This window comes from Halostagnicola sp. A56 (assembly GCF_000691505.1).
In the GTDB taxonomy this organism is placed as follows: Archaea; Halobacteriota; Halobacteria; order Halobacteriales; family Natrialbaceae; genus Halostagnicola.
On the sequence record NZ_JMIP02000026.1, the window covers coordinates 1 to 24886 of the forward strand.

The 24886-nt window shown below is 45.3% G+C and carries 15 protein-coding genes and 14 pseudogenes; 16 read left to right on the forward strand and 13 right to left on the reverse strand.

All coding sequences use genetic code 11. From position 1 onward, the window contains the following. Positions 1 to 462 precede the first annotated feature (462 nt). Both EL22_RS19475 and EL22_RS16695 read right to left on the reverse strand, forming a co-directional pair. Positions 463 to 1041, reverse strand: a pseudogene (locus tag EL22_RS19475) (restriction endonuclease); the annotation flags it as partial. A 348-nt stretch (positions 1042 to 1389) separates the two neighbouring features. Further along, positions 1390 to 1719, reverse strand: coding sequence for an IclR family transcriptional regulator (locus EL22_RS16695; protein WP_231588011.1), 330 nt, complete (start codon positions 1717 to 1719; stop codon positions 1390 to 1392). A 148-nt stretch (positions 1720 to 1867) separates the two neighbouring features. On the opposite strand from EL22_RS16695, the gene EL22_RS15350 reads away from it, so the two are divergent. Continuing rightward, on the forward strand, positions 1868 to 2296 hold the full coding sequence (locus tag EL22_RS15350; protein WP_050052291.1) for a hypothetical protein: 429 nt from the start codon (positions 1868 to 1870) through the stop codon (positions 2294 to 2296). A 237-nt stretch (positions 2297 to 2533) separates the two neighbouring features. Here EL22_RS15350 and EL22_RS19480 read toward each other — a convergent pair whose 3' ends face one another. Beyond that, on the reverse strand, positions 2534 to 2833 hold the full coding sequence (locus tag EL22_RS19480; protein WP_082146862.1) for a putative sulfate exporter family transporter: 300 nt from the start codon (positions 2831 to 2833) through the stop codon (positions 2534 to 2536). On the opposite strand from EL22_RS19480, the pseudogene EL22_RS18805 reads away from it, so the two are divergent. Beyond that, positions 2825 to 3082 (forward strand): annotated as a pseudogene (locus tag EL22_RS18805) (hypothetical protein); the annotation flags it as partial. The gene EL22_RS19480 and the pseudogene EL22_RS18805 overlap by 9 nt on opposite strands. Next, a pseudogene (locus EL22_RS15360) lies at positions 3083 to 3646 on the forward strand (hypothetical protein); the annotation flags it as partial. Between the two features lie 8 nt (positions 3647 to 3654). Here the strand turns inward: EL22_RS15360 and EL22_RS18810 are convergent. Continuing rightward, a pseudogene (locus EL22_RS18810) lies at positions 3655 to 4372 on the reverse strand (Hint domain-containing protein); the annotation flags it as partial. A gap of 126 nt (positions 4373 to 4498) precedes the next feature. Here EL22_RS18810 and EL22_RS15365 point away from each other — a divergent pair. The 3 genes from EL22_RS15365 (at position 4499) to EL22_RS15375 (ending at position 6874) form a co-directional block, all read left to right on the forward strand. Beyond that, a complete protein-coding gene (locus tag EL22_RS15365) occupies positions 4499 to 4972 on the forward strand; it encodes a hypothetical protein (RefSeq protein ID WP_231588013.1) in 474 nt (157 codons plus the stop codon). A gap of 647 nt (positions 4973 to 5619) precedes the next feature. After that, positions 5620 to 6090, forward strand: coding sequence for an O-antigen ligase family protein (locus tag EL22_RS19485; protein ID WP_394298912.1), 471 nt, complete (start codon positions 5620 to 5622; stop codon positions 6088 to 6090). A 172-nt stretch (positions 6091 to 6262) separates the two neighbouring features. Next, positions 6263 to 6874, forward strand: coding sequence for a hypothetical protein (locus EL22_RS15375; protein WP_050052294.1), 612 nt, complete (start codon positions 6263 to 6265; stop codon positions 6872 to 6874). Positions 6875 to 7409: 535 nt separating this feature from the next. Here the strand turns inward: EL22_RS15375 and EL22_RS19490 are convergent. Both EL22_RS19490 and EL22_RS17660 read right to left on the reverse strand, forming a co-directional pair. After that, a pseudogene (locus EL22_RS19490) lies at positions 7410 to 7526 on the reverse strand (PadR family transcriptional regulator); the annotation flags it as partial. A 634-nt stretch (positions 7527 to 8160) separates the two neighbouring features. Next, positions 8161 to 8661 (reverse strand): hypothetical protein, encoded by a 501-nt coding sequence (locus EL22_RS17660; RefSeq protein WP_156184232.1) that lies wholly within the window; start codon positions 8659 to 8661, stop codon positions 8161 to 8163. 101 nt (positions 8662 to 8762) lie between these two features. Here EL22_RS17660 and EL22_RS19495 point away from each other — a divergent pair. From EL22_RS19495 to EL22_RS19500, 7 genes and pseudogenes are all read left to right on the forward strand, one after another. After that, positions 8763 to 8834 (forward strand): annotated as a pseudogene (locus EL22_RS19495) (PLP-dependent transferase); the annotation flags it as partial. Between the two features lie 347 nt (positions 8835 to 9181). Beyond that, positions 9182 to 9598: an amidohydrolase family protein gene (locus EL22_RS16725; RefSeq protein WP_231588015.1), complete on the forward strand. Its 417-nt coding sequence runs from the start codon at positions 9182 to 9184 to the stop codon at positions 9596 to 9598. Positions 9599 to 10120: 522 nt separating this feature from the next. Continuing rightward, positions 10121 to 10267, forward strand: a complete 147-nt coding sequence (locus EL22_RS17670) for a hypothetical protein (RefSeq protein WP_156184233.1) — start codon at positions 10121 to 10123, stop codon at positions 10265 to 10267. A 72-nt stretch (positions 10268 to 10339) separates the two neighbouring features. Continuing rightward, positions 10340 to 10933, forward strand: coding sequence for a hypothetical protein (locus EL22_RS17675; RefSeq protein ID WP_156184234.1), 594 nt, complete (start codon positions 10340 to 10342; stop codon positions 10931 to 10933). Between the two features lie 15 nt (positions 10934 to 10948). Next, on the forward strand, positions 10949 to 11626 hold the full coding sequence (locus EL22_RS15385) for a hypothetical protein (RefSeq protein ID WP_050052296.1): 678 nt from the start codon (positions 10949 to 10951) through the stop codon (positions 11624 to 11626). An 11-nt stretch (positions 11627 to 11637) separates the two neighbouring features. After that, positions 11638 to 11934: a ribbon-helix-helix domain-containing protein gene (locus tag EL22_RS15390; RefSeq protein ID WP_050052297.1), complete on the forward strand. Its 297-nt coding sequence runs from the start codon at positions 11638 to 11640 to the stop codon at positions 11932 to 11934. Beyond that, positions 11924 to 12112: pseudogene (locus EL22_RS19500) on the forward strand (type II toxin-antitoxin system RelE/ParE family toxin); the annotation flags it as partial. The gene EL22_RS15390 and the pseudogene EL22_RS19500, both read left to right, overlap by 11 nt. A gap of 420 nt (positions 12113 to 12532) precedes the next feature. On the opposite strand, the gene EL22_RS16730 reads toward EL22_RS19500, so the two are convergent. From EL22_RS16730 to EL22_RS16745, 4 genes and pseudogenes are all read right to left on the reverse strand, one after another. Continuing rightward, entirely contained in the window at positions 12533 to 13162 is a 630-nt protein-coding gene (locus EL22_RS16730; RefSeq protein ID WP_231588016.1) for a hypothetical protein, read from the reverse strand. Positions 13163 to 13199: 37 nt separating this feature from the next. Next, the gene (locus EL22_RS18270; RefSeq protein ID WP_197075964.1) at positions 13200 to 13853 is read right to left on the reverse strand and encodes a hypothetical protein; all 654 of its coding nucleotides are present in this window, start codon (positions 13851 to 13853) and stop codon (positions 13200 to 13202) included. 2402 nt (positions 13854 to 16255) lie between these two features. Further along, positions 16256 to 16357: pseudogene (locus EL22_RS18825) on the reverse strand (transcriptional regulator); the annotation flags it as partial. Positions 16358 to 17472: 1115 nt separating this feature from the next. Next, a complete protein-coding gene (locus tag EL22_RS16745) occupies positions 17473 to 18414 on the reverse strand; it encodes an SDR family NAD(P)-dependent oxidoreductase (protein WP_082146866.1) in 942 nt (313 codons plus the stop codon). 345 nt (positions 18415 to 18759) lie between these two features. Between EL22_RS16745 and EL22_RS18830 the strand changes: the two are divergent. Further along, positions 18760 to 18942, forward strand: a pseudogene (locus EL22_RS18830) (pyridoxal 5'-phosphate synthase lyase subunit PdxS); the annotation flags it as partial. A gap of 893 nt (positions 18943 to 19835) precedes the next feature. Here the strand turns inward: EL22_RS18830 and EL22_RS17685 are convergent. From EL22_RS17685 to EL22_RS16765, 3 pseudogenes are all read right to left on the reverse strand, one after another. Continuing rightward, positions 19836 to 20270: pseudogene (locus tag EL22_RS17685) on the reverse strand (hypothetical protein); the annotation flags it as partial. Positions 20271 to 22079: 1809 nt separating this feature from the next. After that, positions 22080 to 22394: pseudogene (locus EL22_RS15420) on the reverse strand (type II restriction endonuclease subunit M); the annotation flags it as partial. Between the two features lie 562 nt (positions 22395 to 22956). After that, a pseudogene (locus EL22_RS16765) lies at positions 22957 to 23319 on the reverse strand (TATA-box-binding protein); the annotation flags it as partial. A 686-nt stretch (positions 23320 to 24005) separates the two neighbouring features. Between EL22_RS16765 and EL22_RS16770 the strand changes: the two are divergent. Next, positions 24006 to 24218 (forward strand): annotated as a pseudogene (locus EL22_RS16770) (IS6 family transposase); the annotation flags it as partial. Positions 24219 to 24464: 246 nt separating this feature from the next. Beyond that, positions 24465 to 24596: pseudogene (locus EL22_RS18835) on the forward strand (AAA family ATPase); the annotation flags it as partial. Between the last annotated feature and the right edge of the window lie 290 nt (positions 24597 to 24886).

A 24886-nucleotide genomic window follows, 5' to 3' on the forward strand; every position in this document is an offset into this window, starting at 1 on the left:
ATTACGTATTTTATATTTAGTTGGCAGTTTGATCAAGATAAAATGGAAAATTTGGCTCTGTTCAAATACTATTTTCTTGATACCTTTCTTGCAAGAATAGTCGTTATGCAGGTGTGTACTGTTTGTCTGAGAAATCGCCAGTTTCGATGGATAATTACGCGAGCGTGCTGCATACACAGCGCGTATCTTGCACGAGAGTACTTACTGATTTGATCTGTTCGAATTGGTCAGTACAGGTAAACTGCGGATCACTAGAAATACTGCCGACCGTATGACTAGTAAATGAGATCTCAGAAGAATATTTTCAATCCACCTTTCGTTGATCGTCGATATACCGGCAGACAATGGTGGTAGTACCAGCACCTGGCTCCATTGAAAGATGGGTAGTTTGTCAAAGATTGATCTCACGAGAAGTAGTTTTGTTTCTTCGTAATTACTCACCAGAAAATTCTGAAGCTTTACTCACTCAGAAGCTACGAGTGAGAGCAGCTCCTCCTCTAACTTACTACGAAGTCTCCGAGTATACGTGTTGAATTTCTCCGTCGGCTTCGGAATCGGTAGTTCAATTAAACTAAGAGGATACTGATCCACGACGGTATATCGGCTAGCTATCTCTTCTCTCTGCTCAGGGTAAATCAGAACTCCCGGTACATCGTGAGCGAATTGGTACGAGGTCATTTGATAGAAATCAGCGTTCGATGGGCGATTGAGTTTCCATTTTGCATCTCCAACGAGTATCGGCTCTCGGTGCTCCTCTCGCACTAGGATGTCTGGCCGAATTGAAATCGTATGGTTTCCATCTGTGACCAGATTTCGAGTTGTCGTTTGAGATTCAACGGTATAGGGCGCATAGCCATCAAACACTTCAGTGACTGCCCGTTCGACGGTTCGTTCAAAAACCTGATTCATGTCGATAAGAAGTGCAAAGGAACGCTGAGAACCAGTAGTGAACTCCCGGACATAGATGCTTCTGAGAACCAGCTTTGTTAGCCGTATCAGGTCCGAGTAGTGATCGTTGAGTCGTGTTAGCTCAATCTGGTCTAATTCAGCCGGTCGTACTGGTTCGAGAGATCCACTCGACGATTAGCACTATTTGGGTTTCGTAAATCGCTAGATAACGGCGACGGCCGGTACTTGCTGAAGTGGTTCGATCCGCTATGCTTGGACCATTCTGGCTACAACTTCCAGTAGATTATGCTGGCAAAGCGATCAGATGCATACAAAGAGCTGTTAAGACAGTCTCATTTAAATCCTTTTAAATATTTGATAACTCACTATTTGCAATATCTATAAATGGTATTTAATTCAGATTTCGTGTAGTGAGATATTATATGGCCTGAAAAGGCTGTCAATCGTGGTTTTCCGGTGTCACAGTAAACTACTAACCTATTACGAATATGTTTGATTCAATTCGATAATGTTCGAGACATGTTCCAGTTTTGGGAGGATTTCATTCTGTATGCGTTGGTCATCCAGACGGCTATTTGGTCCAGAGACACTAATTGCACCAGAAATTGTCTCGTTCTTAAATATTGGGACAGCAACGCAATGTAAACCCTGAATTCGTTCTTCGATATCATAAGCGATACCCTCTGTTCGGATTTCTTTGAGTTCATCTTCTAAGTGATTGCGATCGGTGATTGTGTTCTCAGTCTTTTTCGGTAGTCCATGGCGCTCAATTATCTCTGTTAGTCGTTCTTCTGGGAGATATGCGAGCACCGGGATTGACCAACCAGAGAACGAGGTCCAAATAACGATTCCACCCAAGTATCGAAACCTGTTCCACGCTGCTCCGCTCGCGTTTTATCTTGGAGCGACTGTTCGTCCAGGGACAGAACCCCGACTCAAAACTGCTGAGTTCGATTATATGCTCGGAAGCAAACAGAGTTTAGAAGACGAGTTTGCTCAGTTGTTGAAGCGATTTTTCTTTCTCGATTGTCTGACCCGAACTGAAGGGATTTTTGGGAATAGACTTCACGAGTTGACGATGCTAGAAGATGAACTCACGCTTGACCTTGCTGAGACGTATTCACTCTCCCTATCTAAACAACTTGAACGATACCTCGACATCCCATATGATTGGATCGAGCAGTACATTCCTCGCTGGCCACTGACTGCACACGTCCCTTCAGCGCCAGATAACGTCGAGCTACTGCCGTTCATTGTCAACGAACTCGGAATCATTCGTGAAACCAAAGCTCACCAAAAGCCAACAGTAGAACAACACGAGCCGAAAGAGGCACAGTTCGTCCGGTCGGCAAGCGAATACAGAACGCAAAATGCCAATTGGAAATAAATGGCATGGAAACACAAAACGTGCTACGGACTGAGAGAATTTGTTACGAAATCCTAGTTCCGTCTATACAAAAATACAGGAGTGTTTATGGAGAAATATATTAAAATGACTAAACGGTGGGAAAATAATTTGGTTAGGGAATTTATTATTATTATTATTATTATGATGGCGCGACCGGCCCAGTTTCTGATTTCTAAGCAAATAGAGATTGATAAGGGAGTATTCTCACCATCTATATTATGTTATGACAAAAGAGAAGAATATGAGCGAAATAGAGCTCAGACTTGTGAAGACAATGAGAACAGCGACGATTGGTCTCAAACCGCTAGATCGAAGTTGTTGGAATTCCAATTCCGTGCCTAACCCAACGAACGCGAGTAAAAATAACCACTCATACGCATTTTCAATAGAATGAATTTCTCGAGGGGAAAGAAAACCAATACTCGTAATGAATATTAGTGCAATAAAACCAATAATGAATTTAGGAAACCTCTGCCAGAGTTCTCGCCACGTGACGCGAACAAATAGTTCCACCATGAGACGCGGTTACCGCCCGGAGAGACGACTGCTTATTCGTTTGGCCAAATCTACCAGACGAGTGGTGCGGGAGGGTCGCTAGACTGCAGCGAGTTAGGAACAGAACCGATGACAGTGACAGCTGTCGTCCAGGTAGGACCAGATCCGTCGTATACTCAGCAAATCGAGTACGGTGGTGACCAGTCGTGTGACCTTACGATTGTCGAGGGCAGTCCAACCGACTCGGATTCTACTGGCGGTGAGAACTAAATGCCATGGCTACAGGACCAAGTCGAAGATGGGATTCAAAACGTTATTGAGAGGTTCACCGACGCAATTCTTGGGCTGGTAAACGATATCTACGGAGCGCTTTTGGAGCCCGTTGTCGGTGTTCCAGCACCGGAATCGGACTCTCAGTATATCGTTGTTGGAACTCCAGATGGGGAGCCATGGGCAAGTCTGTATCAGGATGTGTATCTGGCGTATATTATGCCGCTGGCGATTATGATGGTGATTATCTCGTTCGCGTTCATCGGGCTCCGCGCAGGGTCGATGAGTGACTATCGCCGAAAGCGACTCCTGAGGCGGCTCGGAATCGTGTTCATGGGAACGTTCGTTTGGTTCCCCTTGGTCTCGATCCCGCTGCAATTCGTCGACGCAATTGGGACGACGATCGCGCCAATCGAAGATATGTCTGCGGGTCTTGGTGAACTTATTCAAGCAACTCTTGGAGGGACATTTGTAATCCTCGCGATGGTTGTCATCTCAAATTTCTTCTTAGTCGTTGCTGGACTCGTTGTTGCGCTCCGCTGGATCGGCATATTCGTGCTAACGGTCACGTATTCTGCGTTGTAGAACTTGATCCGGCCGTTTTCGATCCGTGCTTCGCTAATCGCAAGACCAACGAAGCGTGCCAGATCCGGCGTGAGTTCCCACGGTGGTGTGATTGGTCTCGATCGTCGGTTATTCGGCGCAACATAGCGAACGGACTCGACATGTGATCGAAGTTCCGATTTCGCTACGTCAAGCGATCGAAGATATGTCAGCGAACAGGTTTTCGATGGTTCATCCAACGGGATTGATATGGTTCGTGCGTAATTTGCGGCGGTTTTCCGAGAGATGTCGTGCTCTGAGGCAATTTCGTCAACTGAATATCCACGACGAAGACAACCAATTACCGCCTTCTTCTGTTTTATGTAGTTCTCTTCGGCTGGAATCTCGTATCGTTCGGCGAACGATTCCGAGACAGTAACGAACGTTCGATCGCCGTCCATCGACGAGAGCCAATCCAGCGACGTAGACGAGTCCCTAGCAGCAACGGGTGTTTCCAGTGGTCGAACGATCCGTTCGTCACCGGAAAGCGACTCGGCCTGGCACCACGAGAGTCCCGTTTCGTCTACGACGAGGAGTTTGTGTTCTGGCGTGACCGTGAATTCGTTTCCATCTCGAGTCTCTATCGAGACGAGATCGGTTGCATCTTTTGAAAAAAACGTGCGACGGAGAGACGTATTCAAACGTGCCGTCATTACTGTAGGTGAGTATCTCGAGATCATTATCAGGTGGTCACAGTATACGATGCAGCGGCAAGTAATTTACTCTGGGGTAATTCACCCTACAGTAAAACGACCCACACGAACAGTTAATTTAGTTCACAAATACTTTGTATCTGCCACGAATACGTTTACTTTGTCCGACGAAGAGTTGCCTGTTCCTGATGAAGTACTTAAAAGTGCGAAAGAGCAACTTGACGACGAAGAGATATCGCTGGGAGACAACGAGAAAATCCTCCATGCGCTGAGTGAACTATCCCCCGTCTACGAAAACAAGCGCTCATATTTTGTGCTCGGGAATTACGACCGGGATCCCATCCGGCGACTCAACCTGGTCGTTGATCGGGTGAACCGGCGAACGGACGCGTATGCCTTCCGGATGGTCGACATCCGTGGCGAGTGGGATAACAGCATTCAGAAATTCTGTCTGATCGCGGATATCGTCACATATCTCGTCGGCGTCGCAGAAAAGAAATCGAGCGATTTTCTCGTCGAGCAGGGACTGCTTGTCGGAACGACCGAATATTTTTCGAAGAGTTACGTCCTCAAGCGAGAGTACGAGGAACAAGAACACCCGTTCGACGATAATTCCTTCTATAGGTGTTTCTGACTTCATTGGTTCTTAATCTGCACCATGGAATGGGACGTAATCACAATTAAAACATTCCCATGCTCCTTGATTACAACCCAAAACACCATCACATTCTGGACACTGGTACTCTTGGTGTGGCACCGTCTGAAGTCCTGGCATCAAAGTAATCCCTCACGTAGTGATTATTAACTCTATCCATGATCCGATAATAATCATAATATTATTTAGCTTGACAACAATATGCACGCTCCGTAGTTATCATAATAAATTTCTGATGATAGTTTGAGAGGTTCGATATTGAAATCGTTGATACTGTCGTGCTGTAGAGTCGAAAAAGGTACGGATGCCGTCGAGATGGTGCTGGACACGAATGATTTGGCTAACGAGTTTGTGCATGAGTGGGCTGCATACTCGCTATTACTCACTGTGAATGATTAGTAAAATGACTAGTCACAGACTCGAAAGTGGTGAAATGTAGCTGACGCTATCGCATTCCCCTGTCTTAGCGGACCCGATAGCGTAGAAATATTCCCAATTCGATAGCCCTATGATGAAAATGAACGTAAATTAATTACCTGTGGACATCACTACTGGGCAATCAGAATTTAGTAGTATTGACTGATTCACACTACCGAAGATAGCTTTTCCCGCAGGAGATCGTTACTATCCTACTTGTAATGATCTCGGTCATATCACCTAACATAAGTTTGCTACAAACACTCCCAGTGAATTTTACTGATCGAATACTATTATGGGATGCTGCCGCTGAAATTATCCGGCCAAATTGGCTCACAGGAATTGGATACAATACGTCCAATACTGTGTTAGACCCCTACACTCCTGCCCGGTTCAACGGACTCTCTCCACATAGCTCATACGTTCGGGTCTTCATTCACACAGGGATAGTCGGAGGGATGCTGTATATTGCTACTCAATACACTATTGTCCAGTATATCTCCAGGCCTTCGTTGAACTCAACCGATGCAATGGTACTTAGTTTCACACTGCCGTTGATTTTTTTGCAGCTTTTCGAAACTTTCTCAATCCTCGGATTCGCCCATCAGTCCATTATGACCGCGCTAGCGCTTGGCTATGCAATCCAGAGGATTGATCGGCAGAACTGGTGTGAGAGCTGAAGCTAAAGCGTTGAAACGTCCTAAGTCTATAAACTGCGTCCCTTCATCTCGGTGATCTTGGTCTCGGAGATTTTGTATTCAAACGTTTATCAAGGATCACCGGAGCGGGGTTCTCCGGAACATCCAAGAGGTAAAGGTCAATTACCAGGGAGAGTTAAGTGAGAGTGATATTGTGGAAATTCAGTCAGAAATTGACCGGGATGAAAATTCTGCTTGGAGATATTTAGAGGATTTCTACGAGGATAAAGCCGGGAGAGGTGTCTACAAGGTCACTGATGAATTGCGGGAGGTAATTCGTGAAATAGAACAGCGAGCCGAGGCGCGAAAGGAGACGCTCTACTCAACGTTCCAAGGCTGGTTGAGGATTAGCTTGCACGAATCGGTACAGAACGAATTGACTCAACTCCGGGCTCAAGACGAGGAAGATTTCTGGATTGTAATCGACGCTCACGATGTCGCCGCAAACGTGCCGGGAGAAACAGAGCTAGCGACAACGAATCCAGCAGAGTTCGCTGATGATCAGATCAAAGAGGAAATTTTGGGAGCAACAGCCATCGATAGTATCAAATTAGTATTTGTTTCGAGAGAATACTCGCCATCAGCACTCAGGAATAATCCCAGTGACGGCAGCGTTCCGAGGGATGCATCTGGAGAAATTAGTGCGATGATACTGACTACTGTTGCTTCAACTCCAGCTTTGATTCGAATAACAGATAGGACGATAAGGGCAAAAAACGCACTTTCGATCAAAAGGAACGTATTCTGTGGGATCCCATCCGGATAGACAACAAGAACCAATAAATGCCCGACAGCGAGCGTAAATGGAATACCGAAACTGTACCAGATTGCTACTGTTACAATCCCACCGATCACACCGACTAGACCAGTGGTTCCGCCTAATAGAAGCCACAAGCCGGCAATGGCGAGCAATTCTGGCCAGTCTCTGCGGATCGATTTCGTTGTGAACGGCAACGAGTCAGTAGATGTTCGCTTTGGAAGTGGCTGTTCAATCATTTGTTTGTCCTCCAGCAGCGAGAACTGCTGTTAGTCGATCCCCAGGCCCGACCTCGAGTGCTGAAACGCCATCCAGCTGGTTGAGGTCACGCCGTAGTTTTTCGAACGAGTGGTAGGATTCGTATGCGTTTTCAGCATCAGCGAGTCCATCAGCTTCGAACAGCACTGTCGGTGTTAACAGGACTGTTACCACAGTACCGTTTGCTCGAGCCGATCGAACTGTCGCTTTCAGTTTGGATGGATTTGAATCATCTGTACACAGGACCATGTGCGTGTTTCTCCTTGGTTTGACGATCACTGATTCGACGGCGGTGGCAAATGGATCTGTCTGGATACGTGTCTTGTAGACTATTTGTTTTTGGCCGGTCGGCACCGTTGATCACATACAGGAGGTCGCGTTGGAATCCGGTGAGGTCGTCCATTTCACCAGAGTATTCAACGAACCTGTATTTGTTATCTTTTCAGGATTAAATTGACTTTTCATAGCTCATGATAATAATAAATCTCGTGTTGGGGCGACGATGCTGTTGCGGCGGGCGATGACGAACGAGCACGCAATCTCGCTCGAGAGTTAAATGTACTAGCTGCGGAGATCGAAGATTCGAGTGGAGAGTTAGCTCACCTCTATGAAAATCTCTCCGTTGTGGTTGAGCGGGATTTTTCTGACTTACAGAACGCAACTGCTGAACGAAATAGAAGTATACAAGAGATACAAGCTGATATCCGCCAAACCGAATTCGTTCACACTAATTTAAACCTTCAATCAAGCCAAGGAACTGCATCGTATACTGACCCACTCTCTGTTTCCGGTGAAATCGAGACCGCTGATGGTTCAATCCTCGAAAAAGAGACGATTCAATTTACCGTCGAAGGGCAGACGATTACGATTGACACGGATAGCGAGGGAGAGATTCAATTCGACTATCGACCAGCGATGGAGAACGTCTCTACCGACTCACTCGCTATTACATATGTCCCAGCTACTGAGTCAGCGTATCTCGGAAGCGAAACGGAAGTGAATGTCTCTCTGGAGCAAACACGAACCGAACTCTCGATTCAGGACTCACCAGAAGAACTCGCATACGGCGACGAAGGAACGATTAGAGTTAAAAGCATTTTTTTCAACTCCGTCTTAGTCAATCCATTATTTTCACGTATCTCTTTCACATTCTGAGCCTGGATACCGTGAGCAACTACATGATTACTGCTTCCAAGAAGCGCGAATCCGATAGATGTTATAAAAAATACAATCCCAATGTTGATGTATATGTTTCTAGCAATAAATTGATAGAAGATTGGATCTGCTATTCCAAGCCCAGAGGAATTCAATAGGGATATTAATGCTAAGAGGGATGTGAAGATGCCAGATCCACCAACTAAGAAAGAATATATTGTGGTAGATTTCGTTTCTAAGGCGTCGATCTGGGATAGCGACCAATTCTCAACTTGTTTAAGTTCTTTTATGGCGTCATCAAGCACTTCTTCGTTAGGCAGGTCTCCTCCCAAATTCCTTTTTTCGTCCTCTCTTGGTTCCGTTGGATTATGATCCTCACTCATTTTCTAACTACTTGATTGATCCGACAATAGATAAAGACAAATAATTGTTAGAAGAGAAATAATGTATTATTGTATGATTGGGGAATTCATCATATACGGGCTTTGCGAGTCCGTACTACCAGGCCCCGCTCGAACTGGGTGCTGACCTCGTCGTTCACAGCACCACCAAGCACACAACGAGTATATCACAATTCCCCTTTTCAATGGCGTTTGCAAATGGCAAACATATTGAGGTGAGGAACGAGTCTCCCGTCAACTTCTCTCCTAGAACGATATTTGAGCCGCTAATCTACAGATTCACCTATATTTATTTGGTTTACTGGTGTTATTTGACAGGTTTTCCCCATTCTAAGATGTTTTCCACGACCGTTTGTTATATCGGAACGATAAAGGTCGAGACACTGGATCTCTGTACTATTGATCTATTGACTCTAACGGGTTCATGTATGAGTTCCCTCGCCAGAATCAATCACTGGAGCGGTTTCTTTCAACCCACGTTCTGGCACATTCTTGGAGTCAGATGTTAACATTAACTAGCTTAATAGTAAATGGGACTCCAGAAAAATTCCCTGGCCTTAATTTCATAATGCTTGAGGCTGGACTTGGATGGGTTCCATATATGATGTATCGGTTGAATAAGGAATGTTCTATCCGACGCGCTGAAGTTCCTTTGCTGGAAAAGAGTCCCGAAGAATATATTCGTGATCAATTTAGTTTCGCAACCCAGCCGATTGGAGAGCCGAATAATCAGGTTCATATGGAGCAGATTATAGACATGGTTGGTCCAGAATCACTACTTTTTGCTAGTGATTATCCTCATTGGGATTTTGACCACCCAGATGCACTAGATAAACATTTGCAGAGTAACGTACCTAAGGAAGGTCGCAAGAAAGTCCTCTCCGGAAATGCTGCAGAATTATTTGATCTAGATATCTAATCATGAGCGAACACATAGTAGCGTCAGAGGATGAACTCGAACCTGGAGAGCGTCTTGTAGTTCCTACTGATGTGGACTTATCGAAGCGGTGCTTTTGTATACTGTCAATTTAAAAACCAATGTATGAATAGGACGGATTGGTTTCTCGCTCTCATCACATTTTTGCTGGCTGTAATTGCTCTCGAGACCATGTCTGGAGCTACAAACGAACTCTTTCGTGATATTGGCGGCGGCGTATCTATGCTAATAATCTATCTTCTGCCGTTCTATCTTCTGCTCCAGGTTATCTTTGAATGGTCCAGTAACTGAACTTCTTGTACTAAGCGGTAACTATACCTGCGAACTTACCGCTGGACGTTCTACCAATTGCAATAGATGTTCTCGCTTCCGTGCAAGATACATAGCGCGAATGTCGCACGAGATTCTGATTGATTGCCAGGGTGGAGATTGTTCAGTACAGGGAGCTAACCGAACAGAGAGATACTGCAAAAAATTTATCATTTTTCCATGTGTTTTGGAGGTATGAGCACCGACCAGAGTGTGAGAAATTTACGACTGCTGATATCCATTGGAGGACTGGCTTTGGTGATTCAATCGGTAGTATTTCAAGGCACCTTCGGAACCGACTCGACCGCCGATGAACGTATTGGAGTTGCCAAATCAATATGACGAACTACCTGCCCCAAGATGTTAATTGAGTAAAGAGAAAGAAATAACTATCCTGCAGTTAGTCAAGATATTATGACTAAAGTAGCGGCTGTAGTAGGAATTGCTATACTCATGGTGCTCGCACCGATGGCAGGGGTGGCAGGTGCAACAACAATAGACGGGGATACTCAACCAGAGGAGGTCTCACTCGTAAGTGAGGACAACGAATACAAAGTCTCTGACAACGTATCCGTTTGGAAGGGATCACCGATTTCACTTCGGGCAGATCTCGAGAAAGCAGAAACCAACATTCAACTACATAATATTCGGATGGAAACCCCAGATGGAATGGGAGTCGATGCTAGATTGAAAAATGCAGGTGTGTTTGGAACCGGTGATATCCCGTTAGACTTGGAGGAAGCGGATGGACCACAGATAAGTGATTACAAAGGTAAAGATGCCAACCTCGTTGTAGGGCAACTCAACTCAGAAGGTACGATAGACGATCGCGAACTCCTCACATCATTCGATCGAGATAGCATAGCTGAATTAAATAACAATGTTGAGTTTGAAGTTGAGTCAATAGAGCTCAATAGTAGCGGAGAATTCTCCGGGGCGTATGATGCAAATGAGGCAGGTCAATGGGCTTCTCCTGTTCAATTTCATCGACAAAATCACAGGCGGTAAACAGGTGTTCGGAGCATGAGTGATGAGACTTACCAACAGGACGATTCAAAAGAGAATCCAAACAAGACGAAGGATGAGTCAACGGAGAAACCATACAAGACCAATCTACAGTATATAGGGGATGGTATCAAAACAATTCTTTACTGGGTCAAAATAACGGTTATAGGCATAGTTCCACTATCAATACTTCTTGCGATAGCTTTCTTGGGTGTGCTCGATGTATTTGGGTTCGAGCCGTTCGGGACTCGCTTAGGTGATTTCTTTAACATATCATTCTGGTTCATCATGCTGAGTTTGGTCCCCGGTACAATAGTTGCATACCTATTGTATCGAACGGATGACAGAGACTTGTTCGCTACAAACGTTGCTAACGGCGGTGTGGGTGGAGGTTTTGAACTTTCAGAACGAGACTGGAGCGACTTAGATGTGTATCTGTACGACTCAGAGGCTCCGAGATATATGGGCGAAAAAACGAACACATCTGCTCTCAACTTCAACGGTAATTTTTATGAAGCTATAGCATACTATAAAGATGAGAACGTTGCTGTGCTGATCAATTGTTCGCAGTACCGAGGCTACAAGTATACGGGACGGACAGACGAAAATTCTTCTGGGAGATTGCGAGAGAGACCACCGGAAAATTGTAACAACTCGCCGAGGACCGTGAGAGGGTTTTTCTATATGCGGCTGTAAAGCATCTGTATATGTCCAATGCTGATACCGCGGGCGGAGACGGTGGCCCGGAGATGGTTCAGATCAATCTCCGTTTGAGCAAGTCGTTCCTCGAGGATATCGATATGACGTGGGAAGAACAGGGGTTCAACTCCCGGAGCGAATTCCTCCGGTATGCGGCTCGTGACGCGATAAAACATCCCGAATTCTCTCGAGAGGGATGGAAACAGATCGCCGCGAGCGAGTACGAACGACGCTCCGGCAGCGCAGAGTTAGTTTCTCGAGAGGACGTTATCGAAATGATGGATCGAGGCGAGGATGAGGAGTGACGAGGACTGGACTTGGAAATTCACGCCGCACGCTGCTGACCAATTTGCTGGACTCGATCCACACGTCCAAGACCGAATCGTTACAAAGCTTGACGAAGTTGTGGACTCCGAGTGGCGCGATCCGAGTGATTTTCTCGAGCCCTTGACCGGCGGCCCGTTTTCTAAACTTCGCATCGGACAGTCTCCGCTGTGGCCTTACGTAGAGCATCTAACTCTTCGGATGTAAGGCGAATTGTGGTTTGATTATTAGACATAGTTTGATTTAATCGAAGTAAATGGGAGTGACTTCGAGACACTCGCAAAAGAGTTGGAAAAGAATGCAATGAGGTGTCAAACCGAAGATCCCAACTCCATCCATTATGAGCACGTTGGACGTACAACCGTGTGTGATTTTGCCTGATAGCGCAGCAATGACATAAATCCGTCAAATACCGTGGAGATATGTGTGGACAGTAAAGGTCAACCAACCTTTGAATCGCAAGACGGGAAACGCAAACCGTCACTACTACGAAATGCAGGGATTTGTGACAACAAGGCGAGAAGATTCTTGGAAGTCAAAACCACCTTGCTGCCATTTATATAATATATGCGTCGGAACTTAAAAAGGAACTGCCATATCATCTGCCATAGGTTTTGAAATACTCTGCACCCAGACTAAACCACAAAAATTTTTAGGACAGGGTGTGATCTTTGAAATCAACTGCTTCACGTTCTCTACTCGATCATAATGTGTATTTGACGTTCCTGATTCAACAAGCTCAATATCTGTTTCTTCTATTTCTGGATCAATACCTATATCTCTAAAACACGAACGAGCCAGTTTGACGACTCGCTCTGCATCCTCTAGACTGACGTGATCCGATAATCGGATACGAGCACTTGCCTCTGCTAAGCGTACAAGTCCTTCTAATTTCCGAGCAGACACTGGAACTGGTTGATCTTCATTGTCTACCTTGGACCTTATATCGACATAGAACTCTTTGATTTTCTCTCGAGCCTCTTCCGTAAACCGTGGATGACAGTTTATTCGAGAATACGCAATATACTTTCGTAACAACTTAGGGCTGATCTCAGGAGTAACTTCTTCTAATTGGTCTTCTACCACCTCTTGCGACACATCTATCGATTCCATATTGCCCTGTTGTGCACTTAACTGTCCGGCATAATTTGTCTGCAATATGTGTTCTGCAACCTTCTCGTCCTGCTTTTCTTCTGGTGAATCAGTCATCACGAACAATAGATCGAATTGAGAGAGTAGTCCCGGTTCAAGATCGAGACATCCAGTCAGGTACCTCTGTATCGATGTGCTCGAGAAGCGTCGTCAGAATGCCATAATATTTCACGAGGACAAAGCGAATATCTGTCTTCACTGTTTCAAGTGATTTCTTGATCGCGGTATCTATATCTTCGTCTTCATAAAAATTTTGACGACCATTAATAATTGCATTGTAACTATTCCCATTCAACCATTCATTTCCTCCATATATTACAGGCCCAATCGCCCAATTGTCTGTCTCTTTGTTCTTTGTCTGTATCCCGACATCTTCATCATTGACGAATTTGAATATCGAATTTAGTTGCTTTGTTACGCTTTTGAATTTATCATACGAATACTCGTGGCGATTAGCACCGATTATCCAGATTTCTGGGTTCTGTTTGATGTTCCGGTAAAGTGTATTCTGCTTAATTGGATCAACAGTCGGATTTCTCCTGAGAATCGATTCCGGTATCTCGATGTTCTGTAACGTAGACTCAAGCGCATCTTCAGCAGCTATAACATCCTTGGTACTCGAACTGAACTGAACTGCGTGTGTCTCGCTCTCAGAGACTCGATCGGAGCTCGGTCGTTTCCGTCCAACTCGAGTCATACGTTCGTTTTCAGAACGGATGCGGTCAATACATTTGTGTTTCGGTGCCATTTCGTTCCGACATCACTCCGATCGTGATCGACGCTGTCGTCTTCGACCACCAAGAATATAATTATAAAATATGAATAATTGGGATATATAAGAATAATTTCTATATTTGAGTTTGAAACTTTATGACTCAATTGACGACTATCGAAATACCCATACTAGGTCGCTATGTAGTGGAGAAATATACTAACTCTACTCATTGGAAAGTTGTCTAATCTAATAACAACCGTATTATTATTGTGGTCTTACTATTGCTGGCGATCTAATCCCTGCGCAACGAACTCTCTTATTTCCAGTAATTCTGAGTCGGAATCGTTCTCTACTCGAGAATAATTAATTACGGCACAGTGACAAGTGGGTCGATACTGATATCTATTCATCGAATACTATCTGCACCAGTATATTACGTCCCTCTGGGAAATGCATCCATGTTTATTCCTGAACTATAACATATGTTAATTATGTGCGGCATCGTGAATCGTCAAAATCCGCCGATTTTGGGCTCAAACCACCGCTAATCCGAAGATTAACGATTCAGAGATCGTTACTACAGAGGTTTACTCTCACTATTTCCATAGAATAATTCACAATACCTGAGTAAACCTAGATGCAATTATTAGTCTTATAATAGCGCTCATAGTACCGCTACGGATCAAAAGTGGCTCTCGAATCATTCACAGTATGTGAATCTTCGAGAGATCGCTTACGAGAGTGTAGTATACCAAGATAATTGGCTCAATGGCTCGCCGCGGGAATGTAGAATTCTTCATGATTAACACATCGTACTGAGGGAAAATCTGACTTGGCCTCCCTAAACGTCCATAAAACGTGACGAACCGAAGTGGGGATCAAAATCTCTATGGTATCACTCCTCGTGAATTCAGTACCCTGCTTTCGTGAGTGTCGATTCTATCGGACTCAAGAGCGAAGACATTCAGGTCGAGAGAGGTGGATAGAGATGTTTTCTTGCGCTCTTACGTACGTTGTTGATTTCAGAACGTTGCGTTGGCAGAATGCTGATGAATCTCGCTCCAATTTTCGAGATAATCCATGCCCTCCATCACACAAACATATGTAACAGACTTCTGTAATAGATGTCTGCTATCCTGGTTAAAACACAGCCATTGTCAACTTCCTCGAGGCTTATTTCCAAGGTGCTCATCTTGTTTATCTGACCCCAATACTCGTTACAGGCATTTAGAACAGACATGGTTTACAGAGATTCGTTACAGGAACCAATAGTAGATATCTGAGACAGTCATTAGGGAAATCGCCAATACCTGCTATAGTACAGAAATCACGTACAGATATATAGAACAGATATCTATAATACTGATACAAGAAAGAACGGTGTATTCTACGTAATCCACATACTTCGGCCAATACAGACATCTATTACAGGTATCTATACCACTTCTACTTCCGAGCGGAGCGAGTTCTAAAGATGATATAAGAACATGGGAAAAGCGCACCCTCAGCCACTTTACTTACTGGCCACTTGGATTTCTCACAACGGAAATTATAGCACTCGGATATTTTTCCATAATATTTCCCATATTATTCGAAAACCGCATCTATGGAGTACGTATTATTCTGGGAACAATCTTGATACTTGCTGTGAGTTCTCTCTCATTATATTTTTCCCACCTAATGATCCATAAAATGCGGAAGAGATTAGAATCTGGCAATAATTAGTGTATTGTCCACGCTAATGTCCCTGCATCATTATGTTTTGCTCCTCTATCTTGGATAATTATCTGGATCGATCACAGATACTTCCCATGTCCCTTCATTCGTCCGCGTTACCCGTACAGATGATATCGTCTCTTGTTGTAGGAGTCGGTGTTAGTGGAGTAGCAGCGCAAAATGATAGTATAGAAGAAGTCGAAGAAGACGGTGTAGTCACAATAGATTATGCGGATGGAGAACAGCCAGATATTTCTCTTTCAGAAGGTGATGATGATTACTTTGTTCAATTGGGAGCACATGATGACTATGACTCCGATTCTGAATTTAATGTACCAGATGATTCAGCTAGACCTATTTATAGTCTAGATGCACCTACATCGCAGGCAGAAGTCGCTGTAGAATTCACCGGTACTGAGCTTTCTAGTGACGAAGAAATACAGTTTATAGATGAGAGTGATGGTAGTGAAATAGACACATATTCAGAAAACCCAAATATCCTATTACCCACAGATACAGATATCAGCATAGATTGGGTGGACACGGCTGATAGTACAACTTTAGCTGAATTAGGCAATATAAATCCTACCACGAGGATGGGAGACCTTGCCGTCGATTTAGATAACGAATCAGTCGACTACTCTAATGCAGATACGGAAACCAAATACACTGGTCCTGTGACCATGAATGTTTCAGTCGGGCAAACAATCACAGTATCACAGTATGCTGAGTTCGTTGAGCCGTTCTTCGACATCTTCGCTGCGACACGCTCCGAGTTCGTCTTCCAGATATCGTTGAAGTCGTTCCGTCGCTTGTGCCATCGATAATTGATTGAGCAATATCTCAATTAATCCTTCCGGTAGAAACCACTATATTGGATCTAAAACTCTGTATACGGCTATATACCTCACACTATCAGAAACACCCCAATTATTTTGGTTGAGAGATCTATAAACCCTACTATGAGACACAATCAGAGAGTCGAGTCTGGTCCTGTTCGTGTCAGTGAAACCAGCCGGAAGCAACGGGACGGAACAGAGTTCGTTGGTGCGTTCGGAAAGAAAACTGGGAGTTCTGATCTTGTCTTTATTGCGGGCTTGCTCCCAGAACAGGATGGCGAAGTCGCTCGTAGGAACCGCCGTCGCGGCAGTTCGAAATTTGTGTCCAAAAGCTCGAAGCGGAATTGAACCGATGATAAGTTCGCGTCTGTAGTGGGCGTGTGTTTCGTTGGTGGAAAATACCCACGCAGTGCTATCGCGGATCGAGTTATGAATCGCACACCACGTTACGTCGAGAAAGCACAATACTGAGAAAAATTTTCGAGCGGACACAAGTGAATATATAATATTATGGGGGTCACAATCCGAGCGAATACTCTTGACATCCTCCCCGCGCTGAAGCGCGAGGCTTTCGCCTCGAATTTTTCGTAAACAACGCCGTCGCGAGGTCTGCGATGATCCTCCGACCGCGAACGTTTGTTCGCGCGCTGCAACGATCTACTGAGACGTGAAACTGTTTCCGCGTCCGAAATATGTCGAATTATTGAATATACACCCATAGATTTATTCAGTTTTATACGACAGTCATGCTTTATTTGGAAACTAAAACGGAATGTTTCAATAGAAACTAGAGGAAAAAGACTATATTGAAGTCATTTCTTCAATTGTGTGGAGAGCATGTCCCTCACCACTGGCGATAGATCCCACGCTCTCGACATCCGTAACGAGATGTGCGTACCGCTCGAGTTCCTGCTCGACGAACTCGGCGTTGTAACTCCGCACTCGTTTCGAAATTGACTGTACTGTTTCTCGTATTTCGGACAATCTATCGAGGTCCTTTTCCGAATAGCGAAACGGCCAGTTCGTAGAGTAGATATCCGTGTACGTCTCGGAGAGTCGCTGAACAGTCGCGTCCAACTGCTTGCGCTCGGGTGTCGTTAGGTAGTGTTGCCCGTCGAGGATCGCTGCCTGCGTCTCGAGATCGGCCTCGAGAGAATCCACTCGAGATTCGAACGACTGCCGCCTTCGTTCGGGATCTCCGACCCATCGTCGAACGAGAAATGTTGGGGTGATACGGAGGAGAAATCGTACGAACGAAGACCGCTTACCACTGGAACCTCGATCCGTCCCCCGTTTATTATACTTACATTCGACGATTGAATCGTTATAAATTTTATGAGAGTAGTAGAATTAAACGTTAGGTCAGTACAGACAACAACTGGTTGCAGCGGCTCGTACGCTCTCGACGAACKMWCMCAGCGGGGCCTGGCCTCTCGCGCAACATAATCTTCGAGAGAAGGTTCGATATCCAGTAAGTGTGCCGAGCGTTCGAAGACCAAGTTGGTTTCTCCACCAAGCTCGGAAATTCCCTGCAACTGGGTTGGAGCAAACCCTGGAGCCACACCGTTAACCCGGATTTCGGGGGCGAGTTCGTAGGCAAGTTGTCGGACGATACCGGCGACTGCGTGTTTTGAAGCTGTGTAAAGAATCCCACCACATCCTGGATTAAAACTAGCATGCGAGGCTGTGAAAACCATTTTACCGTTGGATTCCTGTAACTCTGGTAGTGCTGCCTTGGCCCCTGATAAGTATCCGAGAACATTCACTTCGAATATCTCCGAGAAGGCCTCATCTAAATCCTCTGTAGGGATATCTACAAGTTCAATGTGATTGTCAGAGATTCCTGCGTTCCCGACAAAGATATCTAATTTCCCGAATCTCTTAATGGCGGTTTCGACCGCAATTCGGTTGTCTGAGTACTTCCGCCACGATTTGAAGACAATGTTTATACACATACTGTTGTTGAACCTCTTGAAGATGAATTTAACATTGATCTTAAATTCGTTGGGGTCAACCCTCGATATCCAGAAGATTGGCATGTACGAGTAGACGGAAAACCTCTATTTACTATTGGACGGCGTAGAGACGATGAAGGAAACACAATTTACGAGTGTTCATCATCAGAATTCAAGGAGAAAATAGAGAATGTATTATAGTTTTATATATTGTAATATAATTCCCCTGGAGGCTATAGCTGATAAAGTCTCCCCTTCAAACATTAGATGAAAGTATATGATTTTATTTATTTATTTATATACAGATAGTTTGCAAAGTTATATATACTCTGCTCTCCCTAAACTACCTGTGGGATCAGCCAATGCTGGAAATACTCAGTTCGACCTCTGGCAAAGAATGGTACAGTCCACAGTATAACCACTTTGTCGGGGAGTGGGATCTTCGGAGCCGAAAATCCCGAGGCAATGGCCAACTCTATCGTTGACGCAGTCAATCATTGGGATGACCCCGAAACCCTGGCTGCACTTGCCAGTGGGATCGGGGAGGGAATGAAAGGTAAAGCCAACGGGGATCTCTCGCGAGACGAGCAACTTCAAGGACACGGTGTGTGACCTCCAAGATATTAGAAGTTTAATAATTTTCGTACATTATTGTGGCGGAGATAGAATGAGCGGACATATTGATTCGGGCCTGAATTAGATAGACGATAGTACTGTCATAATTAGAGCGGCTTGATGGGGTGTTTCGGTAAGGAAAATGGTCAGGCTAGTCTCTTCATCAGACCGTCTGTGGGGTTATTTCAGACCAGATCTCTATTTACAGGAATATTTCATGCTATCCGGATTGTGAGTGATGCCCGCATATTAATATCTGTAAGAATAAGTCAAAATACACTCATTCGTAACGGTCAAATATGGCATAGATTTATGTGGCTATTCAAGTAGTTAAGGATTAGTACGGTCAATGGCTACCCAATTGAACTCGGACTATTTCTTTCATGAGTTAAAGAAGAAATCAGCGTATGTTTGAAATACAAAATGTATCCTAGATTATGTTTATTCGCTTGTGAAAATACCCAACATGCGTCGGTGCGGCTTCTGTTTTGGTATTGCTGAAATAGTCGTGGTGTGATGTCCATGGTTAATATTACAGTTATACCGGTATTTGAGAGCGAAATAATTACCCGGCATTTCAGATCATTGGATTTCGTTAGGGCCGAAATGGAGTTGCGAAGAAATAGCGTTCTATCTGGCAGACATATATTATAAAATCAGACAATAACCACCGAGGTCACAAGTGTATACCAGAAATTCTTCATCAATCGAGCAAATAGAGCTAGTAGTGATCCATGCCAGGAGTTGATAGAGACTCCTATTACAATCATACGATAGTAAATAAGGATGGTTCGTGTCGGCGAGGGTTTTGTAGACCGGTTACCTAATTCTTCATTACAAACTAACTAGTTGAAATTGATTGGGTACTTGATACTTAATCTACATATACCTCAATTTATTGGCAATGGGCCAATGCCATCGTTCCATTCCAACTTACCATCGATTAAAACGGGCAACTCGGTCCATGTGAGGTATTCTTTTAGCGGTTGTTTTTCAACTCGAGATGTAGGCATTTTTCCCGGACTCAGATGACGATCTTGCACAGATTCGAGTAATGATGCAGTCACTGAGCCGAGTTTAAACTCCTTCGTCGAGTACGACTGTAGTGCGAATCCAAACTCAGAATCCTCGTACTTCTCGAGCGAGATGACTGATGGAGCACCACCTTCGGTTTGTGCGATGTCTACTGACCCATCGCCAACGATAAGATATTCGTCGCCGAGTGTCGAATTCTCTCTGGTGATCTCGAGTGCACCTCGAAGCGAAAATCCTCGATTGAGTAATCGGGCCATCATTTCCCCCGTTTCGACGGCATGTTCGTGCAAAGAATATTGATCGACACAGGAAATACGTTGGTGAACGACTTCGAAAACTTGCTGTGTATGGACTCGTCGAGAATCTAGGTCAAGGTCTCTATCGAATAACAGAGACAGGGAAAAAGTATCTTGATGGTGATCTCGATGCCACTGATCTCGAAAAGGAATAAATAACTTCTCACATTTGGGGATGATCTCCCATCAAGTTCATCTACTTGGTCAGGCGTTTCCTTGATTAGAATCTCAAGTGATACTTGACAGGCGCTGTTGAAACCCTCAGAGAGTTATAGGTTCGGCCGGTAATTTGGTCGAAAACAGACTCCTAAAGTCGCAGTTACTCCAGTTTGTCGAGCGAGTATTTTACCTTACCCAGCGAGCAGTCTCACAGTATTCCTCAAAGTGCTGGAAACAACCTACACACTTCATCACCACCTTGTTCTGCTATGTCTCTACGATCAACAAAACTAGAGCAAAACGGTGAATACTTGACTCAATCGAGTACTTCGGCAGTCAACGTTTCACCGCACTCGCAGGTATAAGGTTCCGGATGAATTCGCGTTAGTCCGTGTGACTCGGCGGTTAGCAAGACGAACACCAGATGATTTGTCCGATTATGGTGTCGATTTCCAGGCTCCGTCAACGAAGCGATATACATACTCGCGGTGTTTCGAGGGCAGTTATAAAATCCGTATGGAAACTCGTAGCAGGCTCCTCAAGGACCCGCCAATAATTTGGATCAGTTCCGGTAAAACGAACTTCGGACAACGACCATCCTCACTAAATGGTCGGGATAGAAACGCTTGCTACCGTAGGCTTAGGCCTAGATGCTGCTGGTGCCCTGATGGTTGTCCTTCCTGAGTTCGAACAATTTCGGGCAAACAAAACACCTGAGGGTGAAATCCAACAAATCGAATAGGGCCGGGTAATTCTCCTGAGCAAAGGGAAACTGACCTCGGATGATTCAGGATTTGAGGCTGTGTGTGAGGCACTCGACGGGCGAGTCGAGGTACATCTCGCTCAACATCTTTCGGAATACCGTGCCGGCGCTGTTTCTATAGCGTACGAAATACGCGCCGTCTCGATTACTCGGATCCTCCTTCGAAACGCTCGAGACCTCGTTCGTTTATGTTATTGGCGACTTCCCGAACATCGCATTCGGTGAGTTCACTTTCGCTGGCGAGTTCGTCCATCGTTTCGAGCGCCCAGACCTTTTCTCGAGGGTTTTGTCGCGTGAGCGCACTCCGGTTGATCTCCGAGTGATTTTCCATTTTTGCTTTGAGTAGCAGTCAATCCCGTAGGCGGAGAAAGACTCCAACGGCGAGACAGACTGTGGCAACGAGTAATAGACCAGCACTCAAAACGTCTTCAGTAATGCCAGTGACGCCCGGGTCTTCCACAACCCCCAGACTATTCTGGAAGATGACCAGTTGCGCAACCAACGCCACTCCGCCAATCGAGATTAGACGGGATCCATTTTTCCCTCTAATACTATCCATGCTAAATAATTTCTCAGACATGTATTAAAAACTTAACCCTCACGACATTTCCGGTTGAGGCTGTTTTCTATTGGCAAGGGAATTCGACCGCGTGTCAGCTGGCGAACACAGATGAAGACCGAATTCTACGGGAGATATTTCGCCAGAACGAGCAGTACGACTCTTTTCCAGAGTGGCCAACCGGGGAGTTCCTCAGTCAGCTTGAGGAGTTCTTGGAAGAGAACGTCGAAGCCTCTACTGAATACCAGACGAAACTGATGGGAGAGAGTGATGTACAAGCGAAGCTCGTATGCTGGGGGGTTGTCGGACAGTGATTCGGGAGCTACGGTAGGGGCCCCTTCTGATCCAGCAAATCATATTTCTCCAAGACCAGATCGAAGTACATCTCGTCCATCAGCTTCGGATTCTCAACGCGATGGAAGTCGTCGAGGACAAACTTCACGTCACGACGTTCCAGACCATACGCGTGGAATGCGGCAGCGTCAATTTCAGCCTGTAATTCTCTACGTTCTTGATCTTCTACTGCTGCCTCGATTCCGCCGAGTCGCTCACGCATTTCTTTGAATTCTTCCCCGTAACAGTTCAATCGGGCAGCTCGTTTAGCGATATAATGGAACCAGTCATCTCCGTCGGCGAGAACATCTCGAGCATCGAACTCGAGGATCTATTCGACTATCCTTAACATATCATAGTCTGTAAATAGATGCGCTACGCGGAAGTCACGGACCCAGTCACTCGTTAACAAACATTTTTATAACCGAGCGGAGAATCCAAAACGGAAGCATGGTCTCAGTGAACCGACTTCCGCAGTTCGAGACGTGTACTGATTTGTACCTTGCGGCGTACGATCGCTATGGAACCGACTCGTTCACTGCCGAACAGATTGACCGCGAACTTTCGATTTCGGACACGCAGCGAGTGCTCGAGTTGTCACTAGCATACGGTCTGCTTGCATTCGACGGATCGTCTTATCGTGTTACCTGTGAGCCTGGTGCCTCTACAGACACGTGGCACTCAATCGTTCGGGATCGAGCGAGTCTAATCCAAGAGACGATTGCTGATCGAGACAGTGACGAGAATGTGGCCAATTCCCGGTCCAATGACGTTCTCACTCACGAGACGAAAGAGTTCAGGAGCGTCTTCGTAGGTGAATCTGACGAGTTCGATTCAGTCGTCGAAAGGATCGAATCGCTTTCGCTCATGGCGGTCGCGTTAAGATTAAACCGGGTGCCGAAGTCGACGCTTGCGACGATGTTTTGAATTTCGATGGTAGGTGTCTCAGTGACTTCGATGCCGAGCTCTCGCAGAGTCTCGGAGACAATGGAAAGTGATTCTCGGACTTCTTCTTCGCTATTTGCACCAGTACAGACGATTTTCCCGGACCGGAAAATGAGTGCAGTAGCGTTTGGATTTTGCGTCCGATACACTAGTCCAGGAAATTGTTCAGGATCGTATTTGACTCCAGTAAGATCCTCACCTAACTGTTCGAGATCGAGTTCTTGATCAATACCCGTTGACCCAACCACGTTTTCGATGGTAATTGTCTCGGTTGGTGTAGTCATGTTACAACAGTCTCTCCAGCGAACCACTATCAAACCAACACTTCCAACTCATCAGCGGGCTCAAGCCAGATGAAAGCTTGAGGCTGCTCTTCACCCTCAACGTTCTACACTTTTTCGAACACATTCATCGAAGAATCCCCTCGCAAGGTCTGCGTTCCGGAAGCATATAGTACCCGCAACTGGTTCGCTTCGTACGATTTGTACCGGGGAAGACGGTTTCTTCCTCGTTAGTTCCTTCTACACGGGCCACAATTTACATCACCGAGTCTTGGTCTTCTGCGGAAACCAGTTGCTTTTTTCTCCGTCGTGGACGTTCCCCGGAGAGTCGACCTATTCCCGCGGATTAAACGTAGCGGCTATTTCTGAACTAGTGGTTGTCGTGGTGTTCGTGGTGCCGTAATTATTTCAATTTGTTGGAAAGATATACATACCGAGGACACTTCCCGCGTGTGATCGTTCTCCCGCTCAGGTACGTCGTTCGTCGGACGGTGTTCTGTCCACTTGGTTATGTGATGGTTTATATTTTCACAGTTGATGTCCGCGGCCGCTGATTTTTCGATTCTTGAAAATAATAAAGTTGTCATATATCACTTACTATCTTATAGAATATGTTTTTGACAGCGTTTCGACTATCGTAGGTCTTGTGTCGAAACCGGAGTCCGTATCGAGCGAATCAGTTTCGAGGACTATTCCTCATTGATGAATCGCACTCGTTACAAGATGCGTGTCAGCATCACGGCTTAGATTTCAGATAAGAGAAATATGGAAATTAGAATGCTATTGAACGTGTATTTCGAGAGATAAAACGAAGAACCATCTGTTTCTCAAACTGTTTCAGCAGCGCCGAAGCAGAAACTGCCGACGACTGGATCAGATCGTTCAGCTTCGCATGGAATTAGTTATCTGAACACTACCAGTGATCACTCTTGTTCGTTACCTCCTCTCAGCTCACGATATATTTCATAATCAGTTTGATTGGTTCCGAGGAGATAGATGATAATGACGTAACTCACGGTTCCGATGATGCCTCCAAATACGAGCAGTGGTATCTGAGAAATCCCGTATTTGAGTAACTCAGTCCGTATTGGACCCATCAATACTGCTACCACCAAGCCAGCTAAAATCGGTTTGAAATATCTCCGTGTTTCCTGTATGAACTGGCCGATATCGGGGTTTTAGAGCGGGTTGGGCTCGAGTCGACGGGGTCGGGTCGTCGCCCGAGTACAGTCGAACCGCGGTTCTCGCCGATCGCGTTTCGATCGCTGATCGCGGAGTAGCGTCAGACACCAGCGGTTGTTTTTTGTACTTTGCACGCAATTGATAGATAGTGAAGAGGTAGTATGAGTATTGAATTTGAAGGGACGACAAATCCTGCTGGGCTCAAGGTGTACGATTCTATTGAGCAACGACGAGTACAAATCAAGACATCCAATACTATTTCCCCAACACTAGTTGCGACGGAGAACTTCCATTTCCCGGTTGATAAATCATGTACGTCCGAGACTGCTGAACTCTTCTTCGACCAACTTTACTCTGTTACCACCCACGACGAAACAGGCCGAGCACA

Excerpts from the sequence above, each read along its gene's own strand:
- EL22_RS15350 (WP_050052291.1), top strand. The coding sequence starts at position 1,868 with ATGCTCGGAAGCAAACAGAGTTTAGAAGACGAGTTTGCTCAGTTGTTG.
- EL22_RS17675 (WP_156184234.1), top strand. The coding sequence starts at position 10,340 with ATGACTAAAGTAGCGGCTGTAGTAGGAATTGCTATACTCATGGTGCTC.
- EL22_RS15390 (WP_050052297.1), top strand. The coding sequence starts at position 11,638 with ATGTCCAATGCTGATACCGCGGGCGGAGACGGTGGCCCGGAGATGGTT.
- EL22_RS16730 (WP_231588016.1), bottom strand. The coding sequence starts at position 13,162 with ATGACTGATTCACCAGAAGAAAAGCAGGACGAGAAGGTTGCAGAACAC.
- EL22_RS17660 (WP_156184232.1), bottom strand. The coding sequence starts at position 8,661 with ATGAGTGAGGATCATAATCCAACGGAACCAAGAGAGGACGAAAAAAGG.
- EL22_RS16725 (WP_231588015.1), top strand. The coding sequence starts at position 9,182 with ATGTTAACATTAACTAGCTTAATAGTAAATGGGACTCCAGAAAAATTC.
- EL22_RS18270 (WP_197075964.1), bottom strand. The coding sequence starts at position 13,853 with ATGGCACCGAAACACAAATGTATTGACCGCATCCGTTCTGAAAACGAA.
- EL22_RS15385 (WP_050052296.1), top strand. The coding sequence starts at position 10,949 with ATGAGTGATGAGACTTACCAACAGGACGATTCAAAAGAGAATCCAAAC.
- EL22_RS19480 (WP_082146862.1), bottom strand. The coding sequence starts at position 2,833 with ATGGTGGAACTATTTGTTCGCGTCACGTGGCGAGAACTCTGGCAGAGG.
- EL22_RS17670 (WP_156184233.1), top strand. The coding sequence starts at position 10,121 with ATGAGCACCGACCAGAGTGTGAGAAATTTACGACTGCTGATATCCATT.